Raw genomic sequence first — 21,134 nt, 5'->3', positions numbered from 1 at the left:
TCGACGCCGTTTGTTTCGATCAATGTCAGCGAGGCAGGTCGGAGAAGCCCATCAGGAATTCGTCCACCGCGCGCGCGGCCTGGCGGCCTTCGCGGATCGCCCACACCACCAGACTCTGGCCACGGCGCATGTCGCCAGCGGCGAACACCTTGGGCACGTTGGTCGCGTAGCCACCCGTGAAGTCGGTGCTGGCCTTGGCGTTGCCGCGCGCGTCCTTCTCGACGCCGAAGCCGTCCAGGATGGTGGCGACCGGGTTCACGAAGCCCATGGCGAGCAGCACCATGTCGGCCTTGTAGGTCTTTTCCGTGCCAGGGATCTCGACCAGCTTGCCGTCCTTCATTTCGACGTGAACGGTCGTGAGGCCGGTGACCTTGCCTTTTTCGCCGATGAATTCCTTGGTGGAGATGGCGAACTCGCGCACGCAGCCTTCCTCGTGGCTGGAGCTGGTGCGCAGCTTGAGCGGCCAGTAGGGCCACACCAGGGGCTTGTTCTCTTCTTCCGGCGGCTGAGGCATCACCTCGAACTGCGTGACGCTGACCGCGCCGTGGCGGTTGCTGGTGCCCACGCAGTCACTGCCGGTGTCGCCGCCGCCGATCACGATGACGTGCTTGCCGTCAGCGCGCAGCTGGCCCTTGAGCTTGTCGCCGGCGTTGACCTTGTTCTGCTGCGGCAGGAACTCCATCGCGAAGTGGATGCCATCCAGGTCGCGGCCGGGCACTGGCAGGTCGCGGCTCTGCTCGGAGCCGCCGGTCAGCAGCACGGCATCGAAGTCCTTCTGCAACTGCTCGGGCGTGACGGTTTCCTTGGCCCAGTTCGTAACCTTGCTGCCCTTGGGCAGGGTACCGACCATGACGCCGGTGCGGAACACCACGCCTTCGGCTTCCATCTGCTTGACGCGCAGGTCGATGTGGCTCTTCTCCATCTTGAAGTCGGGAATGCCATAGCGCAGCAGGCCACCGACGCGGTCGTTCTTCTCGAACAGGGTCACGTCGTGACCAGCACGCGCGAGCTGCTGCGCCGCGGCCATGCCGGCCGGACCCGAACCCACCACGGCAATCTTCTTGCCGGTCTTGTGGCGCGGTGGCTGCGGCTGCACCCAGCCTTCGGCCCAGGCGCGGTCGATGATGGCGTGCTCGATCGATTTGATGCCCACGGCGTCGTCGTTCACGTTCAGCGTGCAGGCGGCTTCGCACGGCGCGGGGCAGATGCGGCCAGTGAACTCGGGGAAGTTGTTGGTGCTGTGCAGCACGGTGATGGCGTTCTGCCAATCGCCCTGATACACGAGGTCGTTGAAGTCCGGAATGATGTTGTTGACCGGGCAGCCGCTGTTGCAGAACGGCGTGCCGCAGTCCATGCAGCGCGCGGCCTGGACCTTGGATTGCGGCTCACTAAGGCCGACGACGAATTCCTTGTAGTGCTTCAGGCGCTCGGGCACGGGCTTGTAGCCCTCTTCCAGACGCTCGTATTCCATGAAGCCGGTGACTTTTCCCATGATGCGATTCCTTCGTGTTCGTGCGTGCGGCGGGCTTACTTGGCGGGCGCCGTGGCTGTTTTCGCCGTGGTCTGGGCCTTGGTGGTGACGACGGCGGCGGCCTTGCGGGCGTGGATCTCGCCCAGGGCGCGCTTGTATTCGTTCGGGAACACCTTCACGAACTTGCCGCGCGACTGCGCCCAGGTGTCGAGCAGTTCGCGCGCGCGCTTGCTGCCGGTCCAGCGGTTGTGCTCCTCCAGCAGCTTCTTGAGCTGCGCTTCGTCGCTCAGGTCGCGGTGCCAGATGGCGCGGTCCAGCGTGGCCTCCTGCTCGGCGGCGGGCAGCACTTTTTCCAGGCTGACCATGGCCGTGTTGCAGCGCTTGGCGAAGTCGCCGTCCTCGTCGTACACGTAGGCAATGCCGCCGCTCATGCCGGCGGCGAAGTTGCGGCCGGTCTTGCCCAGCACCACCACGGTGCCGCCGGTCATGTATTCACAACCGTGGTCGCCCGTGCCCTCCACCACCGCGGTGGCGCCCGACAGGCGCACCGCGAACCGCTCGCCGGCCACGCCGCTGAAGAAGGCTTCACCGGTGGTGGCGCCGTACATCACGGTGTTGCCCACGATGATGTTGCGCGTGGCTTCGCCACGGAAGTCGATGCTGGGGCGCACCACCACGCGCCCGCCGGAAAGGCCCTTACCGGTGTAGTCGTTGGCGTCGCCGATCAGGTACAGCGTGATGCCACGCGTGAGGAATGCGCCGAACGACTGGCCACCCGTGCCCTCGAGCTGGATGCGGATGGTGTCGTCCGGCAGGCCTTCGGGGTGCACCTTCGTCACGGCGCCCGAGAGCATCGCGCCCACCGAGCGGTTGACGTTGCGCGCCACCTCGATGAACTGCACGCGCTCGCCCTTGTCGATCGCCGCGCGCGACTTCTGGATCAGGATGTTGTCGAGCGACTTCTCCAGCCCGTGCTCCTGCGCCTGGGTGTGGAAACGCGGCACGTCGGCCGGCACGATCGGCTGCGCCAGCAGGCGGCCGAAGTCCAGGCCGCGCGCCTTCCAGTGCTCGATGCCCTGCTTCATGTCCAGCAGGTCGGCGCGGCCGATCAGGTCGTCGAACTTGCGGATGCCCAGCTGCGCCATGATCTGGCGCGCTTCTTCGGCGATGAAAAAGAAGTAGTTCACCACGTGCTCGGGCTTGCCGCTGAACTTCTTGCGCAGCACCGGGTCCTGCGTGGCCACACCCACCGGGCAGGTGTTGAGGTGGCACTTGCGCATCATGATGCAGCCCTCGACCACCAGTGGCGCGGTGGCGAAGCCGAACTCGTCGGCACCGAGCAAGGCACCGATCACCACGTCGCGGCCGGTCTTCATCTGGCCGTCGGCCTGCACGCGGATGCGGCTGCGCAGGCGGTTGAGCACCAGCGTCTGCTGCGTTTCGGCCAAGCCAATTTCCCAGGGACTGCCAGCGTGCTTGATGGACGACCAGGGCGAGGCGCCCGTACCGCCGTCGTGGCCCGCGATCACCACATGGTCGGCCTTGCACTTGGCAACGCCCGCGGCGATGGTGCCCACGCCGATCTCGGACACCAGCTTGACGCTGATGCTGGAGTGCGGTGCGACGTTCTTCAGGTCGTGGATCAGCTGCGCCAGATCCTCGATGGAATAGATGTCGTGGTGCGGCGGCGGCGAGATCAGGCCCACGCCCGGCACGCTGTGGCGCAGCTTGCCGATGTAGTCGCTCACCTTGCCCCCGGGCAGTTGGCCGCCCTCGCCGGGCTTGGCGCCCTGCGCCATCTTGATCTGGATCTGATCGGCGCTGTTGAGGTACTCGGCCGTGACCCCGAAGCGGCCCGAAGCCACCTGCTTGATCTTGGAGCGCATGGAGTCGCCCGCCTGCAGCTCGTAGTCCACCTCGAAGGTGTCCTTGCCCAGCAGGTCCGACATGGTCTGGCCCTGCTTGATCGGGATGCCCTTGAGCTCGTTGCGATAACGCAGGGCGTCCTCCCCACCTTCACCCGTGTTGCTCTTGCCGCCGATGCGGTTCATCGCCACGGCCAGCGTCGCGTGGGCCTCGGTCGATATGGAACCCAGCGACATGGCGCCGGTGGCGAAGCGCTTGACGATTTCCGCCGCCGGCTCGACCTCGTCGATCGAGATCGCGGTGCTGGGGTTGATCTTGAATTCGAACAGGCCGCGCAGCGTCATGTGGCGGCGGCTCTGGTCGTTGATGATCTGCGCGTACTCCTTGTACGTGTTCCAGTTGTTCGCTCGCGTGCTGTGCTGCAGCTTGGCGATGGCGTCGGGCGTCCACATGTGCTCTTCGCCCCGGGCGCGCCAGGCGTATTCGCCGCCGGTCTCCAGCATCGTGGCCAGCACCGGGTCGTCGCCGAAGGCGGCCTTGTGCATGCGGATGCCTTCTTCGGCGATCTCGAACACGCCGATGCCACCCACACGGCTGGCGGTGCCGGTGAAGTACTTGTCCACGGTTTCGCTGTTGAGGCCGATCGCCTCGAACAGCTGCGCACCGCAGTAGGACATGTAGGTTGATACGCCCATCTTGGACATGATCTTGGACAGGCCCTTGCCGATCGCCTTGACGTAGTTGTAGATCGCCTTGTCGGCGCTCAGGTCGCCAGGCAGGCCCTGGCTGATCGCGGCCAGGGTTTCCATGGCCAGGTAGGGATGCACGGCCTCGGCGCCGTAGCCGGCGAGCACGGCGAAGTGGTGCACTTCGCGCGCCGTGCCAGTCTCGACCACCAGGCCGGCGGTGGTGCGCAGGCCTTCACGCACCAGGTGCTGGTGGATCGCGGACAGCGCCAGCAGCGCGGGAATGGCGATCTGCGTGGCGCTGACGGCGCGGTCGCTGATGATCAGGATGTTCTTGCCACCCTTGATCGCGTCCACCGCGCTCGCGCACAGCGAGGCCAGCTTGGCTTCCACGCCTTCGCGGCCCCAGGTCGCGGGGTAGGTGATGTCCAGCGTGTGGCTGCGGAACTTGCCCTGCGTCACGGCATCGATGTCGCGCAGTTTGGCCATGTCGGCGAAGTCGAGCACCGGCTGGCTCACCTCCAGGCGCATCGGGGGGTTGACCTGGTTGATGTCCAGCAGGTTGGGCTTGGGACCGATGAAAGACACCAGCGACATCACGATCGCTTCGCGGATCGGGTCGATCGGCGGGTTGGTCACCTGCGCGAACAACTGCTTGAAGTAGTTGTAGAGCGGCTTGTTTTTGTCGGAGAGCACGGCCAGGGGGCTGTCGTTGCCCATGGAGCCGATGCCTTCTTCGCCGTTGGCGGCCATCGGGCTCATCAGGAACTTGATGTCTTCCTGCGTGTAGCCGAAGGCCTGCTGGCGGTCCAGCAGCTCGGGCGCGACGCGCTCGACGCCCGCGGACTGCGGCTCGGTGGCGGTGATGCGCTGCTCTTGCGCGGACTCGCCGGCCACCGGCGTTTCCACGTCATCGAGGCGGATGCGCAGGTTGTCGATCCACTGCTTGTAGGGCTTGCTGTTGGCGAGGTTGGCCTTGAGCTCCTCGTCGTCGATCATGCGGCCTTGTTCCAGATCGATCAGGAACATCTTGCCGGGCTGCAGGCGCCACTTGCGCACGATCTTGTTTTCCGGCACGGGCAGCACGCCCGACTCGGAGCCCATGATCACGAAGTCGTCGTCGGTGATGCAGTAGCGCGACGGGCGCAGGCCGTTGCGGTCCAGCGTGGCGCCGATCTGGCGGCCGTCGGTGAACACGATGGAGGCGGGGCCGTCCCAGGGCTCCATCATCGCGGCGTGGTACTCGTAAAAGGCCTTGCGGCGACCGTCCATGGTGGTGTGCTGCTCCCAGGGCTCGGGAATCATCATCATCACGGCCTGGGCCAGCGGGTAACCCGCCATGGTGAGCAGCTCGAGGCAGTTGTCGAAGGTGGCGGTGTCGGACTGGCTGGCGAAGCTGATCGGGTACAGCTTCTGCAGGTCGGCCCCCAGCACCGGCGAAGACATCACACCCTCGCGCGCCTTCATCCAGTTGTAGTTGCCCTTGACGGTGTTGATCTCGCCGTTGTGCGCGACATAGCGGTACGGGTGGGCGAGCGGCCACTCGGGGAAGGTGTTGGTCGAGAAACGCTGGTGCACCAGACCCAGGGCCGAAACGCAGCGCTCATCTTCCAGATCGCGGAAGTAGGTGCCCACCTGATCGGCCAGCAGCAGGCCCTTGTAGACCACCGTGCGGCTGCTCATGCTGACCACGTAATACTCTTTGCTGTGGGTCAGCTTGAGGCGCTGGATGTTGGCACTGGCCGTTTTGCGGATCACGTACAGCTTGCGCTCCAGCGCGTCCTGAACGATCACGTCGTTGCCGCGGCCGATGAAGACCTGACGGATGATCGGCTCCTTTTCGCGCACCGTGGGCGACATGGGCATGTCGCGGTTGACCGGCACGTCGCGCCAGCCCAGCAGCACCTGGCCTTCGGCAGCGATCGCACGCTCCATCTCCTGCTCGCAGGCCAGGCGGCTGGCGTGCTCCTTGGGCATGAAAATCATGCCCACGCCGTACTCCCCCGCCGGCGGCAGCACCACGCCCTGGGCCGCCATCTCCTCGCGGTACAGCGCGTCGGGCAGCTGGATCAACAGCCCTGCCCCGTCGCCCATGAGCTTGTCGGCGCCGACCGCACCCCGGTGATCCAGGTTTTCCAGGATCTTCAGGCCCTGCTTCACGATGGCATGGCTCTTCTCACCCTTGATGTGGGCCACGAAGCCCACGCCACAAGCGTCGTGCTCGTGGGAAGGGTCGTACAGACCGTGTTGCTGGAGGTGCTGTTGTTCGGCTGCCGTGGTCATGGCGCTTCCTTCTCGGTTCGTGGGCGTGAATGCAAAAACGGGACTGCGAGCTTATTGCATTGCAACAACAATGCCAAGCAAATTAAATGGGGTCAGATTCCATTTAAATCCCGACAAATTTGATCGGCGTTTTATTGGGGACAGATTAAAACGCGGTGAAGACGCGTCCCAGGGCTTCTGAAGCCTCAAGTCAGTTTTCCTTGGAAGAGGTGGACGGGGGGCGGCCCGGTCGGCCGCGCGCAATCCGGCGCGGCGTGCGTTTTTGCAACTCCGCGGCAAAGTCCGCATCCCCGAGCGCCCAGCCGTGCAGCGTGGCGTCGGTGATGGCGCCCTGCTGCGCCACCGATTGCCCCGCATGCACCAACTCGGTGTACGCCGCTTCGCGGGCGAACGGGGTGTTGCCCAGCCCCCAATACACGGCGGGTGGTGTGATCCGCCGGTCCGGCGTCTGCCCGATGTAGTGGCGATGGCTTGACCAGAGATGGTTTTTCGGGTCCACCACCAAGCCAGCGCGCACCGGGTTCAAGTCCAGATAGACCATGCAAGCCAGCAGGTAGCGTTCGGTCTGAATCAGCGTGGATTTGTAGCGCCCCTCCCACAACGTGCCAGTGCGGTGGTACAGGTCGTTGAAGTGACGCACGTAGCGCCGCCCCACCGCCTGCATCATGAGCGGGACACCCTCCGCCGTTTCGGGCGTGAGCAGCAGATGGAAATGGTTGTCCATCAGCACATAGGCGTTGAGTGCCACCTGGTGCTTGCGCGCGTTGTCGCCCAACAGCTCCAGCAGGAACTCGCGGTCGGCGTCGCTGCGCACGATGTCTTGTCGGTTGTTGCCGCGCTGGATCACATGGTGCGGGTAACCGGCGACGGTCAGGCGGGGAAGGCGGGCCATGGTGCGGTCAGATGGACGCAGCCGCGACGCGGCTCGAAACGAATCCGACCCCGATTATGGCCGGGCGCGCCACGCGGCCTGCAGCCGGCCCGCCAGCAGCACGCCGAGCAAGGAGGAAGCGCCAGTGACGGTCCAAGTCCATTGCCAGCCACCGACCAGGGTGGCCACCCAGGCCACCAGCGGTGGCCCGAGGAATTGACCCATGGCAGAGAACTGCTGCATCCAGCCCACCGTGGTGGACACTGTCCCGTTGTCGGGAGCGAGTTTGACCGCCAGGCCAAACAGCGTCCCGGGAATCAGCCCACCCACCCCGGAGAAGACCAACACCGCGAGGTACTGCGCCACCGGGTAGCCCTCGGCGCCAAAGGCCACCCAGGCCCCCACACCCATCGCGACATAGGCCAGCGCCAGCACCACACCAGGGCGCGCGCCCCTGGCGAGCCACCAGCCCCCGCCAATGTTGCCGACCATGTTGATGCCCGCGGCCAGGGCGCTGAGCACGGCCACCGTGGCGCCGGTGTACCCGGCCTGGTGGTAGATCGTCGGCAGGAAACCGACCACGGCCAGCCATTGGCCCGAATACAGGAAGAACGCCAAGGCCATCAGCCAGGGGCCAGGCGCCCGCAAGGTTCGTCGAAGCCGTGGACCCAGGGCCGTGGCGCCGGATGCGGACTGCGCTTGCGTGTCCGGGGTCACCCATTTCGCCAGTCCGACCGCCGCCAACAGGGAAAGCAACGCCAACAACAACCAGGCCCAACGCCAACCGACGACGGAGAGCAAGGGCACACCGAGCAGCAGAGCCAGCGAAGTGCCCAGGGGCATGTACGCCCCCCACCAACCGAGCGAGCGGGACAGCGTGGGCGCATGGTGCACGCGCTGCCGCAGCAGGCCCGGCGCCGGCAACACGGCCGAGAGGAAACCCATGCCCTCGATCACCCGGGTGACCAGCAACACATGGACGTTGGGGGCCAGTGCACCCAGTGCACTCCCCGCGGCCAGCAACAACAAGCCTGCCAGCATGACGCGGCGAGGACCCAACCGATCCGCCATCAGCCCCACCACCAGGCCCAGCGTCATGCCCGCCAACTGCACCAGCGACAACAGGAACCCGGCTTGCACCAGGCTCAGGCCCAGACTTTCTCGCAAGACCGGAATGGCCACCGGCAGTTTGCCCACGTGCAAGGCGCAGGTGACGCCCACGGCGACCACCAGGGCCGCCAGCGGCCGGGACGCGAGGCCGGGAGACGCCGTCATGGGAACAGCACGGCGCCATAAAGGCGTTCGTGCTCACGGATGGCAAATCGGTCTGTCATGCCAGCGATGTAGTCGGCCACCGCCCTGGCCAGGTGTTGTTTGCGCCCATGCGCCTCGGGCAATTCGCCAGGCGCATTCATGTAGCGATCGAACAAGTCGCTGACCACACGGCGAGCGCGATCGGTGGTCTCCATCACCTGCGGATGGCGGTAGAGGTTGCGGAACAGGAAACTTTTCAACACTTGCGAGCGTTCCCTCATGCCGTCGGAGAAGGCCACCAGCGGCGGACCCGCGCGCACCGCTTCCACGCTGTGGACCTGCGCGGCCGAAAGCCGCGCGCGCGCGGTGTCGATCACGTCATAGACCTGGTCGCTGAGCATGAGGCGGATGGACTCGAACAACAGGCGGCGCCCCTGCAGTTGCGGATGCGCCTTCAAGGCCGTGCGGCGGTAGTGCTCGAACAGCTCCACGTCGGCCATCTGGTCCAGGGTCAACAAGCCCGAGCGCACACCATCGTCGATGTCGTGCGCGTTATAGGCGATCTCGTCGGCCAGGTTGCACAACTGCGCCTCCAGCGAGGGCGATCCCCCCTGCAGGAACCGCGATGCCACGCCGCCCGGCTCCTGTTGCTCCAGCCGCTGGGCATTGGCTCGGGAGCAGTGTTTGAGAATGCCTTCGCGGGTCTCGAAGCAGAGGTTCAAACCGTCGAAATCGGGGTAGCGCTCTTCCAGTTCATCGACCACGCGCAGGCTCTGGAGGTTGTGTTCGAATCCCCAGCTGTCGGTATCGCCGGGCACCGCTTGCGCGGACGCGGCCTTGAGGCAGGCGTTCAGGGCATCCTGCCCGGCATGGCCAAAAGGCGTGTGGCCCAGATCGTGGGCCAGGGCAATGGCCTCGACAAGGTCTTCGTTGAGGCGCAGCGAGCGCGCGATGCTCCGGCCCAGCTGGGCGACCTCCAGCGAATGGGTCAGGCGCGTGCGGAACAGGTCGCCTTCATGGTTCAGGAACACCTGGGTCTTGTAGACCAGCCGCCTGAACGCGGTCGAATGGATCACGCGGTCCCGGTCGCGTTGGAACGCGGTGCGGGTCGGCGCTTCGGGCTCAGGATGGCGACGTCCCCGGCTGAGCGCCGGATCGCTGGCGAAATCCGCCAGCCCGGTGGGGGTGGGCGGCACGGCCATCAGGCCCGGCAACTGGCTTCGATCACCTGGGCCACCACCGCGTCGGGGGCGCTGCGCATGCTGGCGTGGCCTGGGGCATCGATCACCACGAACTTGATGGCACCAGCTTCGGATTTCTTGTCCACCCGCATCAGCTCCAGATAACGGCCCACATTGTCCTGGGCGTCCAGCACGGGCGCCACCGTGGGCAAGCCCGCGCGCCGCACCAGAGCGGTCAGGCGCTCGACAAAAGCAGCGTCCACCAGCCCCAAGGCCGCCGACAGGCGCGCGGCCATGACCATGCCGCAACCCACCGCTTCGCCATGCAGCCAAGCCCCATAACCCATGCCCGCTTCGATGGCGTGCCCGAAGGTGTGGCCAAAATTCAGAATCGCGCGCATGCCCGACTCGCGTTCGTCCTGGCCCACCACCCAGGCCTTGATCTCGCAGCTGCGGCGCACGGCGAAAGCAAGCGCGTCGGCGTCGCGCGCCATGAGAGCATCCATGTTGCTTTCGACCCAATCCAGGAAAGCCATGTCGGCAATCGGTCCGTACTTGATGACCTCGGCCAACCCCGCGCTGAGCTCCCGCTCGGGCAAGGTCTTGAGCACGTCGAGGTCGCACAGCACACGCTGAGGCTGGTAAAAGGCCCCGATCATGTTTTTGCCCAAAGGGTGGTTGATGGCCGTCTTGCCCCCCACGGACGAATCCACCTGCGCAAGCAAGGTGGTTGGAACCTGCACAAACGGGACGCCACGCATGTAGCTCGCGGCAGCGAATCCCGCCATGTCGCCGACCACACCACCACCCAACGCAAAGAGCACGGTCTTGCGGTCGCAACCGTTGGACAACAAGGCATCGAAAATGAGGTTGAGCGATTCCCAGGTCTTGTACGCCTCGCCATCCGGCAGCACCACGGTGTGAATCGCCTTGTAGCGCGGCGCCAGAGCGTCGACCAGGCGGTCCCGGTACAAACGCCCCACCGTCTGGTTTGTGACGATCATGGCGCTGGCGGCGCTGGGAAGATCGGCATAGCTCTCGGGCGCGTCCAGCAGGCAGGCACCAATCACGATGCCATAGCTGCGATCGCCGAAATCGATGTCCACCCGTTGGGTGCGCGGGGCCGTGTGCGATGAAGTCATGGACACCGAGTTTATTCGGTGTCCGTCCCAAAGGTCTGGAAAGCGCTAAGGCGCGCCAGGGGCGGGTGGGGGCGCGGAAGCGGGCGCCACCGACCCATCGAGCTCCAGCTGCATCACGATCATGTTGACCAGCGTGGCCACAGAAGGGCGACCGGTTTCGATGACGAAATGCGCGGTCTGACGGTAGAGGGGATCGCGCACGTCGAACAGGTCGCGAATGCGCTGCAACGGGTCTTCCACCTGCAGCAAGGGCCGGTTGCGGTCGTATCGCAGCCGGCGGTACACCTCTTCCGGCGTGGACTTCAAGTAGAAGACCCTGCCACGCTCGTGCAGGTGCTCGCGGTTTTCGGGCCGCAAGACCGACCCGCCGCCGGTGGACACGACAGCCACCGGTCCTTGCGTCAACTCATCGATGACCGAGGCTTCGAGGTCGCGAAAACGCGCTTCGCCCTCCCGCTCGAAAAACTCCCGGATCGAACAACCCAGGCGCTGCTCGATCACATGGTCGGAATCGAAGAAGGGGAGAGCGAGGCGTCGGGCCAGTTGCCGCCCGACCGTCGACTTGCCGGATCCTGGCAAGCCGATCAGATAGCTCGATGAAACGCTCAATTGATTGCCGCGCGCCCCAATACACGTGGTGTGATGAAGATCAGGAGTTCGGACTTGTTCGCGACACGGTTGCGCGACTTGAACAGATTGCCCACGGCGGGCAAGTCGCCCAGCAGGGGCACCTTGTTGACTTCATCGCGTTCGGTCTGCTCGAAGATGCCACCGATCACCACCGTTCCGCCGTTCTCCACCAGCACCTGCGTCTGCACGTGTTTGGTGTTGATCGCGATACCGTCCGGCGTCGACTCACCACGGCTGTCCTTGTTGATGTCGAGGTCGAGAATGATGTTGCCTTCGGGCGTGATCTGCGGCGTCACCTCCAGCTTCAGGTTGGCCTTGCGGAACGCAATCGCCGTGGCACCACTGGAGGTTGCCGTCTGGTAGGGGAATTCCGTGCCCTGTTCGATCAAGGCCTTGACCTGATCGGCCGTGACCACACGCGGGCTCGACACGATGCGACCCTTGCCATCCGATTCGAGCGCCGAAATTTCAAGACTCAGGAAACGGGACGCACTGGGATTGAACAACGACAGCGCAAAAGAGGCCGCCTGCGCATTGCTGGGATTGGCGGGCAGGTTGACGAAGGGCGCCGACGTCAGCGTAGGGCCCGCCAGCGACGACGCGGCGCCGTAGTTCGAACCGAAATTGCCTTGGATCGGGCTGCCGTTGGCCGATCCCACGCCAAAGCCGCGGACACCACCACCCAGGCGCACGCCCAGGGATTTGCCAAAGGTGTCATCGGCTTCCACGATGCGCGCCTCGATCATCACCTGACGGATCGGGATGTCGAGCTTGCGGATCAACTCCTGCACTTGCTCAAGGCGCGACGCGATGTCGGTCACGAAGAGCTGGTTGGTCCGGGGCTCGGAAATCACGCTGCCGCGATCGGACAGGATGCGCGCACCGGTCGACCCTCCCGCGGAGGAAGTGCTGCTGCCACCCGCCGTGAGTTGCGCTGCGATGTCGGCCGCCTTGGCATAGTTCATCTGGAAGCCCTGCGTTCTCAGGGTCTCCAGGCTTTCGATCGACACCTTGGACTCCAGCTCCTGCTTCTCGCGGGCCGCGATCTCATCCTTGGGCGCGATCCACAGCACATTGCCGGACTTGCGCATGCCCAGGCCTTTGGCCTGCAGGATGATGTCCAGCGCCTGGTCCCAAGGCACATCCTTGAGTCGCAGCGTGACCGCACCGGTGACCGAGTCGGAGGTCACGATATTGAAGTTGGTGAAATCCGCAATGACTTGCAGCAGCGAACGAACCTCGATGTTCTGGAAATTGAGCGACAGCTTCTCGCCGTTGTAGCCCGGCCCCTGCGTCAGCTTGGAAGAATCGATTTTCTGTTCACGCACTTCCAGCACGAACTGGTTGTCGCTCTGGTACGCCGAATGCTCCCAGTTGCCCGTCGGGGTCACCACCATGCGCACGCGGTCACCGGCCTGCGAGGTGGTCACGCTTTGAATCGGTGTGCCGAAATCGCTGACATCCAGGCGGCGGCGCAGGCCTTCGGGCAGCGAGGTCTTGAGAAATTCGACGACCAGGTTCTGTCCCTGCTGACGAATGTCCACACCAACCTGGTTGTTGGCCAGTTCGACCACCACACGGCCCGCATTGCCAACACCACGGCGGAAGTCGATGTCCCGCAAGGCGGCCACGTCGCGGTTGCGGTTTTCGGCAAAGGCCGAAGGTGGCACCGTCGCGGCAGTCACCGGTTGAGCACGCTCCAACACCACCAGCAAGGTCTTGCCTTCAATCCTGGCTTCATACGCGGCCGACTGCTTCAGGTTGATGACCACACGGGTGCGATCACCCGCCTGCACCACGTTGGCCGAGCGAAGGTTGCCTTCATTGATGTCGACTGCATTGCGCCCAATGGCGTTGGCCACGCCGGGGAAATCCAGAGCGATGCGCGCGGGTGCCTGGATGGTGAACCCCGTGGGCAAGGCAGCCAAAGGCTGGGTGGTGTTGATGCGGATGACCTCCACGCCCCCTTGAATGCCCCCCGTGATTGATTGGATCGCGTTTTGAGCCTGCGCCCACACGGTGGTCAACGTCATGCAGACGAGCACGGCCCCCTTGAGCACCCCTCGCCCCAATGCTGCGAATCCCGTTGCCCTGTTTGGCTTGTTCATTTAGAAGCACCCTCTTGTAATTGCAGCGCCGCAGCGCGCTCGATCCATTCCCCCGCCGAATCCTGCACGATCTCGCGCATCACCACCTCGGTCTCGGTGATGCGCGTGACGCGTCCGAAGTTCTGCCCCAGGTAGTTGCCGGGCCTGACCTGGTACAGCAGGCTGTCCACCTTCACCAGCGCCACCAGTTTTCCATCGCGGTTAAGGCTACCCACCATGGCCATCGCGTCCAGCGGATGGGCTTCGAGAGGTTGCTTGCGTCGGTTCAATTCGGGCTCGAGGAGACCCGCGTTGACCACGGGCGCTGACTGGCTGCCGCGCAGCACGCTCGCCAGCTTCTCTTCGCTGAACGGCTGCATCTGGCGCTCACCCAGGTAGGCTTGAGGAACGAACTTGGTGGGCTCCGGGATGGGCTGGACAGAAGGTTTGATCGAGTTGCGCTCGGTCTGCATCCAGACCTGCAGTTCATCCTGTCCGGACGAAGTACATGCGGCCAGGGTCGACGCGAGCAACACAACAGCGACCGTTGGGATCCATCGGCGGTGCGTCACGGCTTGGCTCCCTTTGGTGCAGCAGCCCTTTGCTGCGCAGCAATTTCTTCCTGATCCAGATACCGGAAAGTCTTGGCCGTGCAATCCAGGGTCAGAACCCCTTCGCGGTCTCTGATAGGCGTCAAGGTCAAATTGTTGAGGGTGACGATGCGAGAGAGGTTCGCGATGTCGGCCGCGAACAATCCAATGTCGTGGTAAGTCCCGGTCACGCGCACCGAGATTGGCAATTCCGCGTAGTACTCCTTCACACTCACCTGGCCCGGGCGAAAGAGTTCGAACTGCAGACTCCGGCCCAGACCGGCCTGGTTGATGTCCGACAGCAGCGCATCCATCTCGGCCTTGCTGGGCAGTTGCTTTTCAAGTTGCGTCACGTACTGCTGAACCTGCTCGAGCTGTTTGCGCAGGGCGTCCAGATTGACGGCTTGCACGAGCTTCTTGCGATAGTCTTCGCGCAATTGCACCTCGCGCGCCTTTTCGGCAATCAACTCTTCATCCGAATTCTTGAGCCAGGCAAACCACAGCGCGGCAACCACCGCCACGCACACCGCCACAAACAACAGGTTGCGAGGCAGGCCCGGCCATTGTGACGGGTCGTTGGGGTCCAGTCCTGTGAACTGGGCTTTGAGCTTGTCCTGGATTCCCTTGAAATCCACAGCGATCTTGGGCGTTCTGGCCATGTTGCGCGACCCTTGTTCAGACTTTGCGCTGCGCAGCTGGCGCGGCGGAGGCCGGAGGCGCGGAAGGACGCTTCAGCGAAACACGGATGGTGAAATTCGAGACGCGGCGCTGATCTCGGCTTCCCGCCGAAGGCCTGGCCGATACGATTTCAACCAGATCCGGTCGCACCAACCAGGGGCTGTTGTTCGACAGGTTGCGCAACAAATCAGAGACGCGCTCTTGCGACTGGGCCACACCCACCAGCAACACGCTCTGGTTTTCCTGCTTCATGCTGGTGAGGTAGACCCCATCGGGCAGTTGCGCAACCAGCTCGTCCAGCAAGTGCACGGGCAGATTGCGGTCACCCTGCAGGTTCTCCACCGCCGTCTGGCGAGCGCGCAAGGAGGCGATTTCGCGCTGCAGATTGGCGATGTCCTTGATCTCGGCATCCAGCTTCGTGATTTCACCCTGGAGAAAGATATTTCGATCCTGTTGCGCCGAAATCTGTCCCTGGTACCAAGTGAAAACCGCCCCGCAGATCACCCCACCCAACAGCGCGGACAAACCCAACTGCGTGAAAAACTGGTCCTTTTGCCGCTTGCGGGTCGCCTCGCGGTGAGGCAACAGGTTGATGAGGATCATTGGTAGAACCTCCGGAGCGCCAAGCCCGTGGAGGTCAGGTACGACGGCGCTTCGCGGGACATCTTGCGGGCCTGTACGGAAGCCGCCATTTCCATGGCGTCAAAAGGATTGATCACCATGCAGGCGAACGATGTCTGGTGGGTCACGGCCTCGGTCAGGCCCGGCAACGCCGCGCTGCCGCCAGCGAGGAGAATGTGGTCCACCTTGTTGTACGGCGTGCTGGTGAAAAAGAACTGGAGGGCACGGCCGACTTCCTGCGCCATGCTTTCGATGAAGGGGTCGAGCACCGCAGAGCGGTAGTCGTCGGGCAAGTCACCAGAGCGCTTCTTGGCCTCGGCTTCATCCGACGAAAAGCCGTACTGGCGCACGATCAGCTGCGTCAGCTGAGCGCCGCCAAAGGCCTGATCGCGTTCATACAGCACGTCATCGTTGCGCATCACCTGCATGCTGGTGGTCAATGCGCCTACCTCGAACAGAGCGACGAGCGAGTCCACACCCTGGTTGGGCAGGGTTTCAATCACGCGGCCTGCGGCCATTCGGGAAGCGTAGGACTCCACGTCCATCACGACCGGCTTGAGCCCGGCCGCCTCGGCCAAACCTTGGCGGTCCGAGACCTTCTCCTTGCGCGACGCGGCAATCAGCACCTCCACATCGCCCACGGAATTGGCGCTCGGGCCGATGACGCAGAAGTCGAGGCTGACCTCGTCAAGCGAAAAGGGAATGTATTGATTGGCTTCCGATTCGACCTGGGCCTCAAGTTCCTTGTCGGAAAGGCCGCCAGGCAGAATGATCTTCTTGGTGATCACGGCCGACGCTGGCAAGGCAAGCGCCACATTCTTGGTCTTGCTGCCGCTCTTGCGGACCACACGACGCACCGCTTCGGCCACCTCATCGAACTTCTCGATATTGCCGTCGGTGATCCAGCCTCGCTCCAGAGGCTCCATGGCGCAACGCTCCAGCACCAGGTCGCCCGAACGGTTGCGGCTCAGCTCCACCAGTTTGACGCTGGATGAGCTGACATCGATGCCCAACAAGGGCGCCGGTTCCCGGCTGAATAACGACCCCAATGAGATCAAGGTGGCCCCCAAAAATGATGGCGACAGGCGTCGCCAAACTTAATAATTCACTTGAATGCTAGCAGTAAGCCCCTTGTCCAGCAAAGATTTTTTGCCTTTGAGACAAACTGAAACGTTGTCAAAAGCATACGCATCCTGGACCCGGTGTTTACCGCTTCATCGGCCGTTTGGCCGGGAAATACACAACAACTCACAATATGCTTGCCGAGCCCATCTGAGCTCGTCATCCCGATTTTTATAATCACGGGCTCCGGCTCTGAACGACTGCATGCCCAAGAACGACACTTCTTCGCCTCGCCCCTCTGACGCATCAGTATTGACTGGGCGAACCGCACTCATCTGGGCCGGTCGCTTGGTGGTGGGTCTGGCCGGACTGGCGGTGGCGGGTGTTGCGTGCGTGTTGATGGCCGTGGGCATCGCGCTCGCGGTGGCCTATCCCAATCTGCCCGAGGTGGCCGGCTTGGCCGACTACCGGCCCAAGCTGCCTTTGAGGGTGATCTCGTCCGATGGCTCGTTGATCGGCGAGTTTGGTGAAGAGCGGCGCAACCTGCTCACCATCAACGAGATCCCCGCGGTCATGAAGCACGCGGTGCTGGCCATCGAAGACGCTCGCTTCTTCGAACACAACGGCGTCGACTACCGTGGCATGCTTCGCGCAGCCCTCGCCAATCTGCGGCAGGCCAAGAGCCAGGGGGCGTCCACCATCACCATGCAGGTGGCGCGCAATGTGTACCTGTCCGCCGAGAAGAGTTACACCCGCAAGATCTACGAGGTGCTCCTGACGTTCAAGCTGGAGCACATGCTGACCAAGGAGCAGATCCTCGAGATCTATATGAATCAGATCTTCCTGGGGCAGCGGGCCTACGGTTTTTCCGCCGCATCGCAGATCTACTTCGGTAAATCCCTGAAGGATGTGACCATTGCGGAAGCGGCCATGCTCGCCGGTCTGCCCCAGGCGCCTTCCGCTTACAACCCCGTCAAGAACCCGCGCCGCGCGCGCGCACGCCAGTTGCACATCATCGACCGGATGGTGGAAAACGGCTTCATCACTCCCGAAGAAGCCGAAGTGGCGAAGGCCGAGCAGCTCCAGCTGCGGGCATTGAACCCCTCGAACCGGCCTCACGCCGAGTTCGTGGCTGAGATGGTGCGCCAGTCCATCGTCTCCCAGTATGGTGAGGAAGCCTATACGCGAGGCCTGGTCGTGACGACCACCATCAAGGCGAACGAACAACTCGCGGCCTACCGTGCCGTGCGCCAGGGGGTGCTGGACTACGAGCGGCGCCAGTTCTACCGGGGGCCGGAGTTGTTCATCGACCTGCCGGAAGACAAGGCGGCGCGCGACGACGCCATCGACGAGGCGCTGACGGATCGCCCGGACAACGACGACTTGCTGTCGGCGGTCGTGCTGGAGGCCAATGCCAAGCGCGTGGTGGCCGTGCGCCAGGATGGCGAGCCGTTCGAAATCACCGGTGAGGGCCTCAAGCCCGTGCAATCGGGCCTGTCCGACAAAGCGGGCCCCAACGTCAAGATCCGGCCGGGCGCGGTGATCCGCGTCGTGCAGACAGCGCCTAAGGTCTGGCGCATCACACAGCTGCCGGAGGTCGAGTCGGCCTTCGTGGCGCTGGACCCCCGTTCGGGCAAGGTGATTGCCCTGGTCGGCGGGTTCGACTTCCAGAAGAGCAAGTTCAACCACGTCACTCAGGCCTGGCGCCAGCCCGGTTCGAGCTTCAAGCCTTTCATCTACTCCGCGGCACTGGAAAAGGGCGTGACGCCGATGACGGTGGTCAACGATGCACCGCTCTTCTACTCTGCGGGTGAAACCGGCGGCAAGCCGTGGGAACCGAAGAACTACGACGGTCAGTTCGAAGGCCCCATGTCGGTGCGGCGCGCGCTGGCCAAGTCGAAGAACATGGTGTCCATTCGCGTGCTGCAGCTGGTCGGCACGCAGAGTGCGCAGCAGTGGGTGTCGCGTTTCGGCTTCGATGCCGACAAACACCCTCCGTACCTCACGATGGCGCTCGGCGCGGGCTCGGTCACCCCGATGCAGATGGCCACCGGCTACGCTGTGTTTGCCAATGGTGGCTACCGCATCGCACCCACCCTCATCCTGCGGGTGAGCGACCACAAGGGCAAGCTGTTGTACGAAGCGCCGGAAGTGAGCCCCACCGAAGAGCAACGCGCGATCGAACCTCGCAATGCCTTCATCATGAACAGCCTGCTGCAGGAGATCACCCGGTCCGGCACGGCCGCGCGGGCGCAGGCCACGCTGAAGCGGACCGACCTGTACGGCAAGACCGGCACCACCAACGATTCGGTCGATGCCTGGTTTGTTGGCTACCAGCCCACCCTGGTGGCCGCGGCCTGGGTGGGTTACGACTCGCCGCGCAACCTCGGCAGCCGCGAAACCGGCGGCGGCCTGAGCCTGCCGATCTGGATTTCCTTCATGTCGGAGGCCCTCAAAGGCGTTCCCGTTGCATCCTACACACCACCCTCCGGCGTGATCAACGTGGGCGGTGAGTGGTACTACGAGGAGTTCGGCCCAGGACGGGGTGTGCACAGCCTGGGATTGCAAGACCCCCTGCCGGGAGCCACCGGGGCGCCACCCGAGCTGGATGCCAACGGTGTCCCTATCAGCAAGCCCCCTGCAGGACCTACCGAAGAGCGCCGCAGCATCCTGGACCTCTTCAGGAACTGAAACCCAGCGACTGCCCGGCCTGCTCCGAGGCGCAACGCGAGAGGTGGGCAAAGAACTCGCCCTGCCCCTTGGTATCCATCCAGGCTCGGCCGTCGTGCTTGTAGTGGAAGCCACCGGCGCGCGCAGCCATCCACACCTCGTGCAGCGGTTTCTGCAGGTTGATGATGATCTGGCTGCCGTTGGCGAAGGTCAGGGTGATCATGCCGCCCACCCGCTGGTTGTCGACGTCGGCATCGGTCTCGTCGTTGATGCGGTCGCAGGCCAGTTCAATCGCCCGAAGCAGCGCTTCTGCGCGGTCCTGGTACTCGGTGTCGGTCATTACAATGCGTCGATGTTTGGTTTGAAACGCATTCTAGGTCGGGCCATCGGCCCCTCGCGTGGCATGGCCATCGCCGTGAGCGCCTTGGTGCTCGCGGCGTGTGGCCAAAAGGGCCCCCTGTACCTGCCCGATCCCAACGCGCCCGCGCCCAAGAAGTCATCCTCCCCCGCTCCAACGGCTCCCGCCGAGACGCCCGCCACCCCAGCGCAGCGTTGATTCACCGCCCTCTTTGCTTCGCACCGCTCGCATGACCACACTCGCCGGCCTGCCCACCACCCCGTTGCCGCCGTTCGTCACCTACCAGGACCAGCAACTCATGGTCGAAGGCGCGTCTCTGGCCGCGCTGGCTCGCGAGCATGGCACGCCGCTGTTCGTGTACAGCCGCGCCGCCATGTTGCAGGCACTGGCCGCGTACCAGCGTGGCCTGGCCGGGCGTCGGCACCTGATCTGCTACGCCATGAAAGCCAATTCATCGCTGGCGATCCTGCAGACCCTGGTGGCCGCGGGCTGCGGTCTGGACATCGTCTCGGGCGGCGAACTCGAACGCGCCCTGGCGGTGGGCGTCGATCCCACCAAGGTCATCTTTTCCGGTGTGGGCAAGACGCGCGCCGAGATGCGCCAGGCGCTCTCCGTAGGCATCGGCTGTTTCAACGTGGAAAGCCGCGCCGAGCTCGACGTGCTCGATGAGGTGGCCCGGGGCATGGGCCTGCGCGCGCCGGTGAGCATCCGTGTCAATCCCAACGTGGACGCACAGACCCACCCGTACATCTCCACCGGCCTCAAGGGCAACAAGTTCGGCATCGCGCACGAGGACGTGTTGTCGACCTACCAGCACGCCGCCGCGTGCGAAGGTCTGCGTGTGGTCGGCATCGACTGCCACATCGGCTCCCAGATCACACAGACCGGGCCCTACCTCGATGCCATGGACCGCGTGCTCGACCTTGTGGAACAGATCGAGGCGGCCGGCGTGCCGATCGAACACATCGACTTCGGCGGCGGCCTGGGCATCGACTACCAGGGTGACAACCCACCGGAAGCCGACGTACTCTGGCAGGCCTTGTTGCAGCGCCTGGACGTGCGGGGTTTCGGCGACCGCCAGATTTGCATCGAGCCCGGCCGCTCACTGGTGGGCAATGCCGGCGTGTGCCTCACCGAGGTGCTGTACCTCAAGCCCGGCGAGCAGAAGAACTTCCTGATCGTGGACGCGGCCATGAACGATCTGCCGCGCCCGGCGATGTACCAGGCGTTTCACCGCATCGTGCCGGTCGCACCGCGCGCGTCAGAAGACGCACCGACCTGGGACGTGGTGGGCCCCGTGTGCGAGAGCGGCGACTGGATCGGCCGCGACCGCGCGCTCGCGGTGCAGTCGGGTGACTTGCTGGCCGTGCTGTCGGCGGGCGCGTACTGCATGAGCATGGCCAGCAACTACAACACGCGGGGCCGCGCGGCGGAAGTGCTGGTGGATGGTGCTCATGCGCACCTGATCCGCGCGCGCGAATCCCTGACTGACCAGACACGGCTCGAACGCCTGCTCTGACCGTCGCGCCGTCGCGCGCGCGACACCCTTTTGTGCATGCACGCGGCGCCAGGCCGCATGCCCTCTCATGGTGCAGCGGGCCGCCATACCCCCTCGGTGTTTGCACCTATAGGCCGTGCAGATCGAGTCCTCCAGAATCCGTCGACATTGTGCACAGCAACATGG

16 protein-coding genes are annotated in these 21,134 nt (G+C 64.3%); 3 read left to right on the top strand and 13 right to left on the bottom strand.

Annotation, left to right across the window (positions count from 1 at the left end):
- Positions 1–25: 25 nt before the first annotated feature.
- The 12 genes from ACODTB_RS07915 to ACODTB_RS07860 form a co-directional block, all read right to left on the bottom strand.
- Positions 26–1,492, bottom strand: coding sequence for a glutamate synthase subunit beta (locus ACODTB_RS07915; RefSeq protein WP_488929235.1), 1,467 nt, complete (start codon positions 1,490–1,492; stop codon positions 26–28).
- A gap of 35 nt (positions 1,493–1,527) precedes the next feature.
- Positions 1,528–6,306, bottom strand: coding sequence for a glutamate synthase-related protein (locus ACODTB_RS07910; RefSeq protein WP_488929234.1), 4,779 nt, complete (start codon positions 6,304–6,306; stop codon positions 1,528–1,530).
- Positions 6,307–6,496: 190 nt separating this feature from the next.
- Positions 6,497–7,198 carry a transposase gene (locus ACODTB_RS07905; RefSeq protein ID WP_291113800.1) on the bottom strand — a complete coding sequence of 234 codons (702 nt, stop codon included), beginning with the start codon at positions 7,196–7,198 and terminating at the stop codon, positions 6,497–6,499.
- A 54-nt stretch (positions 7,199–7,252) separates the two neighbouring features.
- Positions 7,253–8,452, bottom strand: coding sequence for an MFS transporter (locus ACODTB_RS07900; protein WP_291113803.1), 1,200 nt, complete (start codon positions 8,450–8,452; stop codon positions 7,253–7,255).
- On the bottom strand, positions 8,449–9,633 hold the full coding sequence (locus ACODTB_RS07895) for a deoxyguanosinetriphosphate triphosphohydrolase (RefSeq protein WP_291113805.1): 1,185 nt from the start codon (positions 9,631–9,633) through the stop codon (positions 8,449–8,451). Before ACODTB_RS07895 ends, ACODTB_RS07900 begins: the two co-directional genes overlap by 4 nt.
- A complete protein-coding gene (gene aroB, locus ACODTB_RS07890) occupies positions 9,633–10,754 on the bottom strand; it encodes a 3-dehydroquinate synthase (RefSeq protein ID WP_291113808.1) in 1,122 nt (373 codons plus the stop codon). Before aroB ends, ACODTB_RS07895 begins: the two co-directional genes overlap by 1 nt.
- Positions 10,755–10,799: 45 nt before the next feature.
- Entirely contained in the window at positions 10,800–11,363 is a 564-nt protein-coding gene (locus ACODTB_RS07885) for a shikimate kinase (RefSeq protein ID WP_291113811.1), read from the bottom strand.
- Positions 11,360–13,492 (bottom strand): type IV pilus secretin PilQ, encoded by a 2,133-nt coding sequence (locus tag ACODTB_RS07880; protein WP_488929233.1) that lies wholly within the window; start codon positions 13,490–13,492, stop codon positions 11,360–11,362. The genes ACODTB_RS07885 and ACODTB_RS07880 overlap by 4 nt, the downstream gene beginning before the upstream one ends.
- Positions 13,489–14,043 carry a pilus assembly protein PilP gene (locus tag ACODTB_RS07875; RefSeq protein ID WP_488929232.1) on the bottom strand — a complete coding sequence of 185 codons (555 nt, stop codon included), beginning with the start codon at positions 14,041–14,043 and terminating at the stop codon, positions 13,489–13,491. The genes ACODTB_RS07880 and ACODTB_RS07875 overlap by 4 nt, the downstream gene beginning before the upstream one ends.
- Entirely contained in the window at positions 14,040–14,720 is a 681-nt protein-coding gene (locus tag ACODTB_RS07870; RefSeq protein ID WP_291113818.1) for a type IV pilus inner membrane component PilO, read from the bottom strand. Before ACODTB_RS07870 ends, ACODTB_RS07875 begins: the two co-directional genes overlap by 4 nt.
- A 16-nt stretch (positions 14,721–14,736) precedes the next feature.
- Positions 14,737–15,342, bottom strand: coding sequence for a PilN domain-containing protein (locus ACODTB_RS07865; RefSeq protein WP_291113821.1), 606 nt, complete (start codon positions 15,340–15,342; stop codon positions 14,737–14,739).
- The gene (locus tag ACODTB_RS07860; RefSeq protein ID WP_291113824.1) at positions 15,339–16,418 is read right to left on the bottom strand and encodes a pilus assembly protein PilM; all 1,080 of its coding nucleotides are present in this window, start codon (positions 16,416–16,418) and stop codon (positions 15,339–15,341) included. The genes ACODTB_RS07865 and ACODTB_RS07860 overlap by 4 nt, the downstream gene beginning before the upstream one ends.
- Positions 16,419–16,686: 268 nt before the next feature.
- On the opposite strand from ACODTB_RS07860, the gene ACODTB_RS07855 reads away from it, so the two are divergent.
- Positions 16,687–19,113 (top strand): penicillin-binding protein 1A, encoded by a 2,427-nt coding sequence (locus ACODTB_RS07855; RefSeq protein WP_488929231.1) that lies wholly within the window; start codon positions 16,687–16,689, stop codon positions 19,111–19,113.
- Here the strand turns inward: ACODTB_RS07855 and cyaY are convergent.
- Entirely contained in the window at positions 19,103–19,432 is a 330-nt protein-coding gene (gene cyaY, locus ACODTB_RS07850; RefSeq protein ID WP_291113827.1) for an iron donor protein CyaY, read from the bottom strand. The genes ACODTB_RS07855 and cyaY overlap by 11 nt on opposite strands.
- Positions 19,433–19,444: 12 nt before the next feature.
- Between cyaY and lptM the strand changes: the two genes are divergently transcribed.
- Positions 19,445–19,648, top strand: a complete 204-nt coding sequence (lptM, locus tag ACODTB_RS07845) for an LPS translocon maturation chaperone LptM (protein WP_488929230.1) — start codon at positions 19,445–19,447, stop codon at positions 19,646–19,648.
- A gap of 31 nt (positions 19,649–19,679) precedes the next feature.
- Positions 19,680–20,969, top strand: a complete 1,290-nt coding sequence (lysA, locus tag ACODTB_RS07840) for a diaminopimelate decarboxylase (RefSeq protein ID WP_291113830.1) — start codon at positions 19,680–19,682, stop codon at positions 20,967–20,969.
- Positions 20,970–21,134: the final 165 nt, after the last annotated feature.

The organism is Hydrogenophaga sp. FG152 (assembly GCF_057809615.1).
The sequence above is the reverse complement of the archived record's forward strand: the minus strand, read 5'-3'. Positions and strand labels throughout refer to the sequence as shown.

Coding starts and splice junctions, on each gene's coding strand:
- ACODTB_RS07915 (WP_488929235.1), bottom strand. CDS start 1,492: ATGGGAAAAGTCACCGGCTTCATGGAATACGAGCGTCTGGAAGAGGGC.
- ACODTB_RS07910 (WP_488929234.1), bottom strand. CDS start 6,306: ATGACCACGGCAGCCGAACAACAGCACCTCCAGCAACACGGTCTGTAC.
- ACODTB_RS07905 (WP_291113800.1), bottom strand. CDS start 7,198: ATGGCCCGCCTTCCCCGCCTGACCGTCGCCGGTTACCCGCACCATGTG.
- ACODTB_RS07900 (WP_291113803.1), bottom strand. CDS start 8,452: ATGACGGCGTCTCCCGGCCTCGCGTCCCGGCCGCTGGCGGCCCTGGTG.
- ACODTB_RS07895 (WP_291113805.1), bottom strand. CDS start 9,633: ATGGCCGTGCCGCCCACCCCCACCGGGCTGGCGGATTTCGCCAGCGAT.
- aroB (WP_291113808.1), bottom strand. CDS start 10,754: ATGACTTCATCGCACACGGCCCCGCGCACCCAACGGGTGGACATCGAT.
- ACODTB_RS07880 (WP_488929233.1), bottom strand. CDS start 13,492: ATGAACAAGCCAAACAGGGCAACGGGATTCGCAGCATTGGGGCGAGGG.
- ACODTB_RS07870 (WP_291113818.1), bottom strand. CDS start 14,720: ATGGCCAGAACGCCCAAGATCGCTGTGGATTTCAAGGGAATCCAGGAC.
- ACODTB_RS07865 (WP_291113821.1), bottom strand. CDS start 15,342: ATGATCCTCATCAACCTGTTGCCTCACCGCGAGGCGACCCGCAAGCGG.
- ACODTB_RS07855 (WP_488929231.1), top strand. CDS start 16,687: ATGCCCAAGAACGACACTTCTTCGCCTCGCCCCTCTGACGCATCAGTA.
- cyaY (WP_291113827.1), bottom strand. CDS start 19,432: ATGACCGACACCGAGTACCAGGACCGCGCAGAAGCGCTGCTTCGGGCG.
- lptM (WP_488929230.1), top strand. CDS start 19,445: ATGTTTGGTTTGAAACGCATTCTAGGTCGGGCCATCGGCCCCTCGCGT.
- lysA (WP_291113830.1), top strand. CDS start 19,680: ATGACCACACTCGCCGGCCTGCCCACCACCCCGTTGCCGCCGTTCGTC.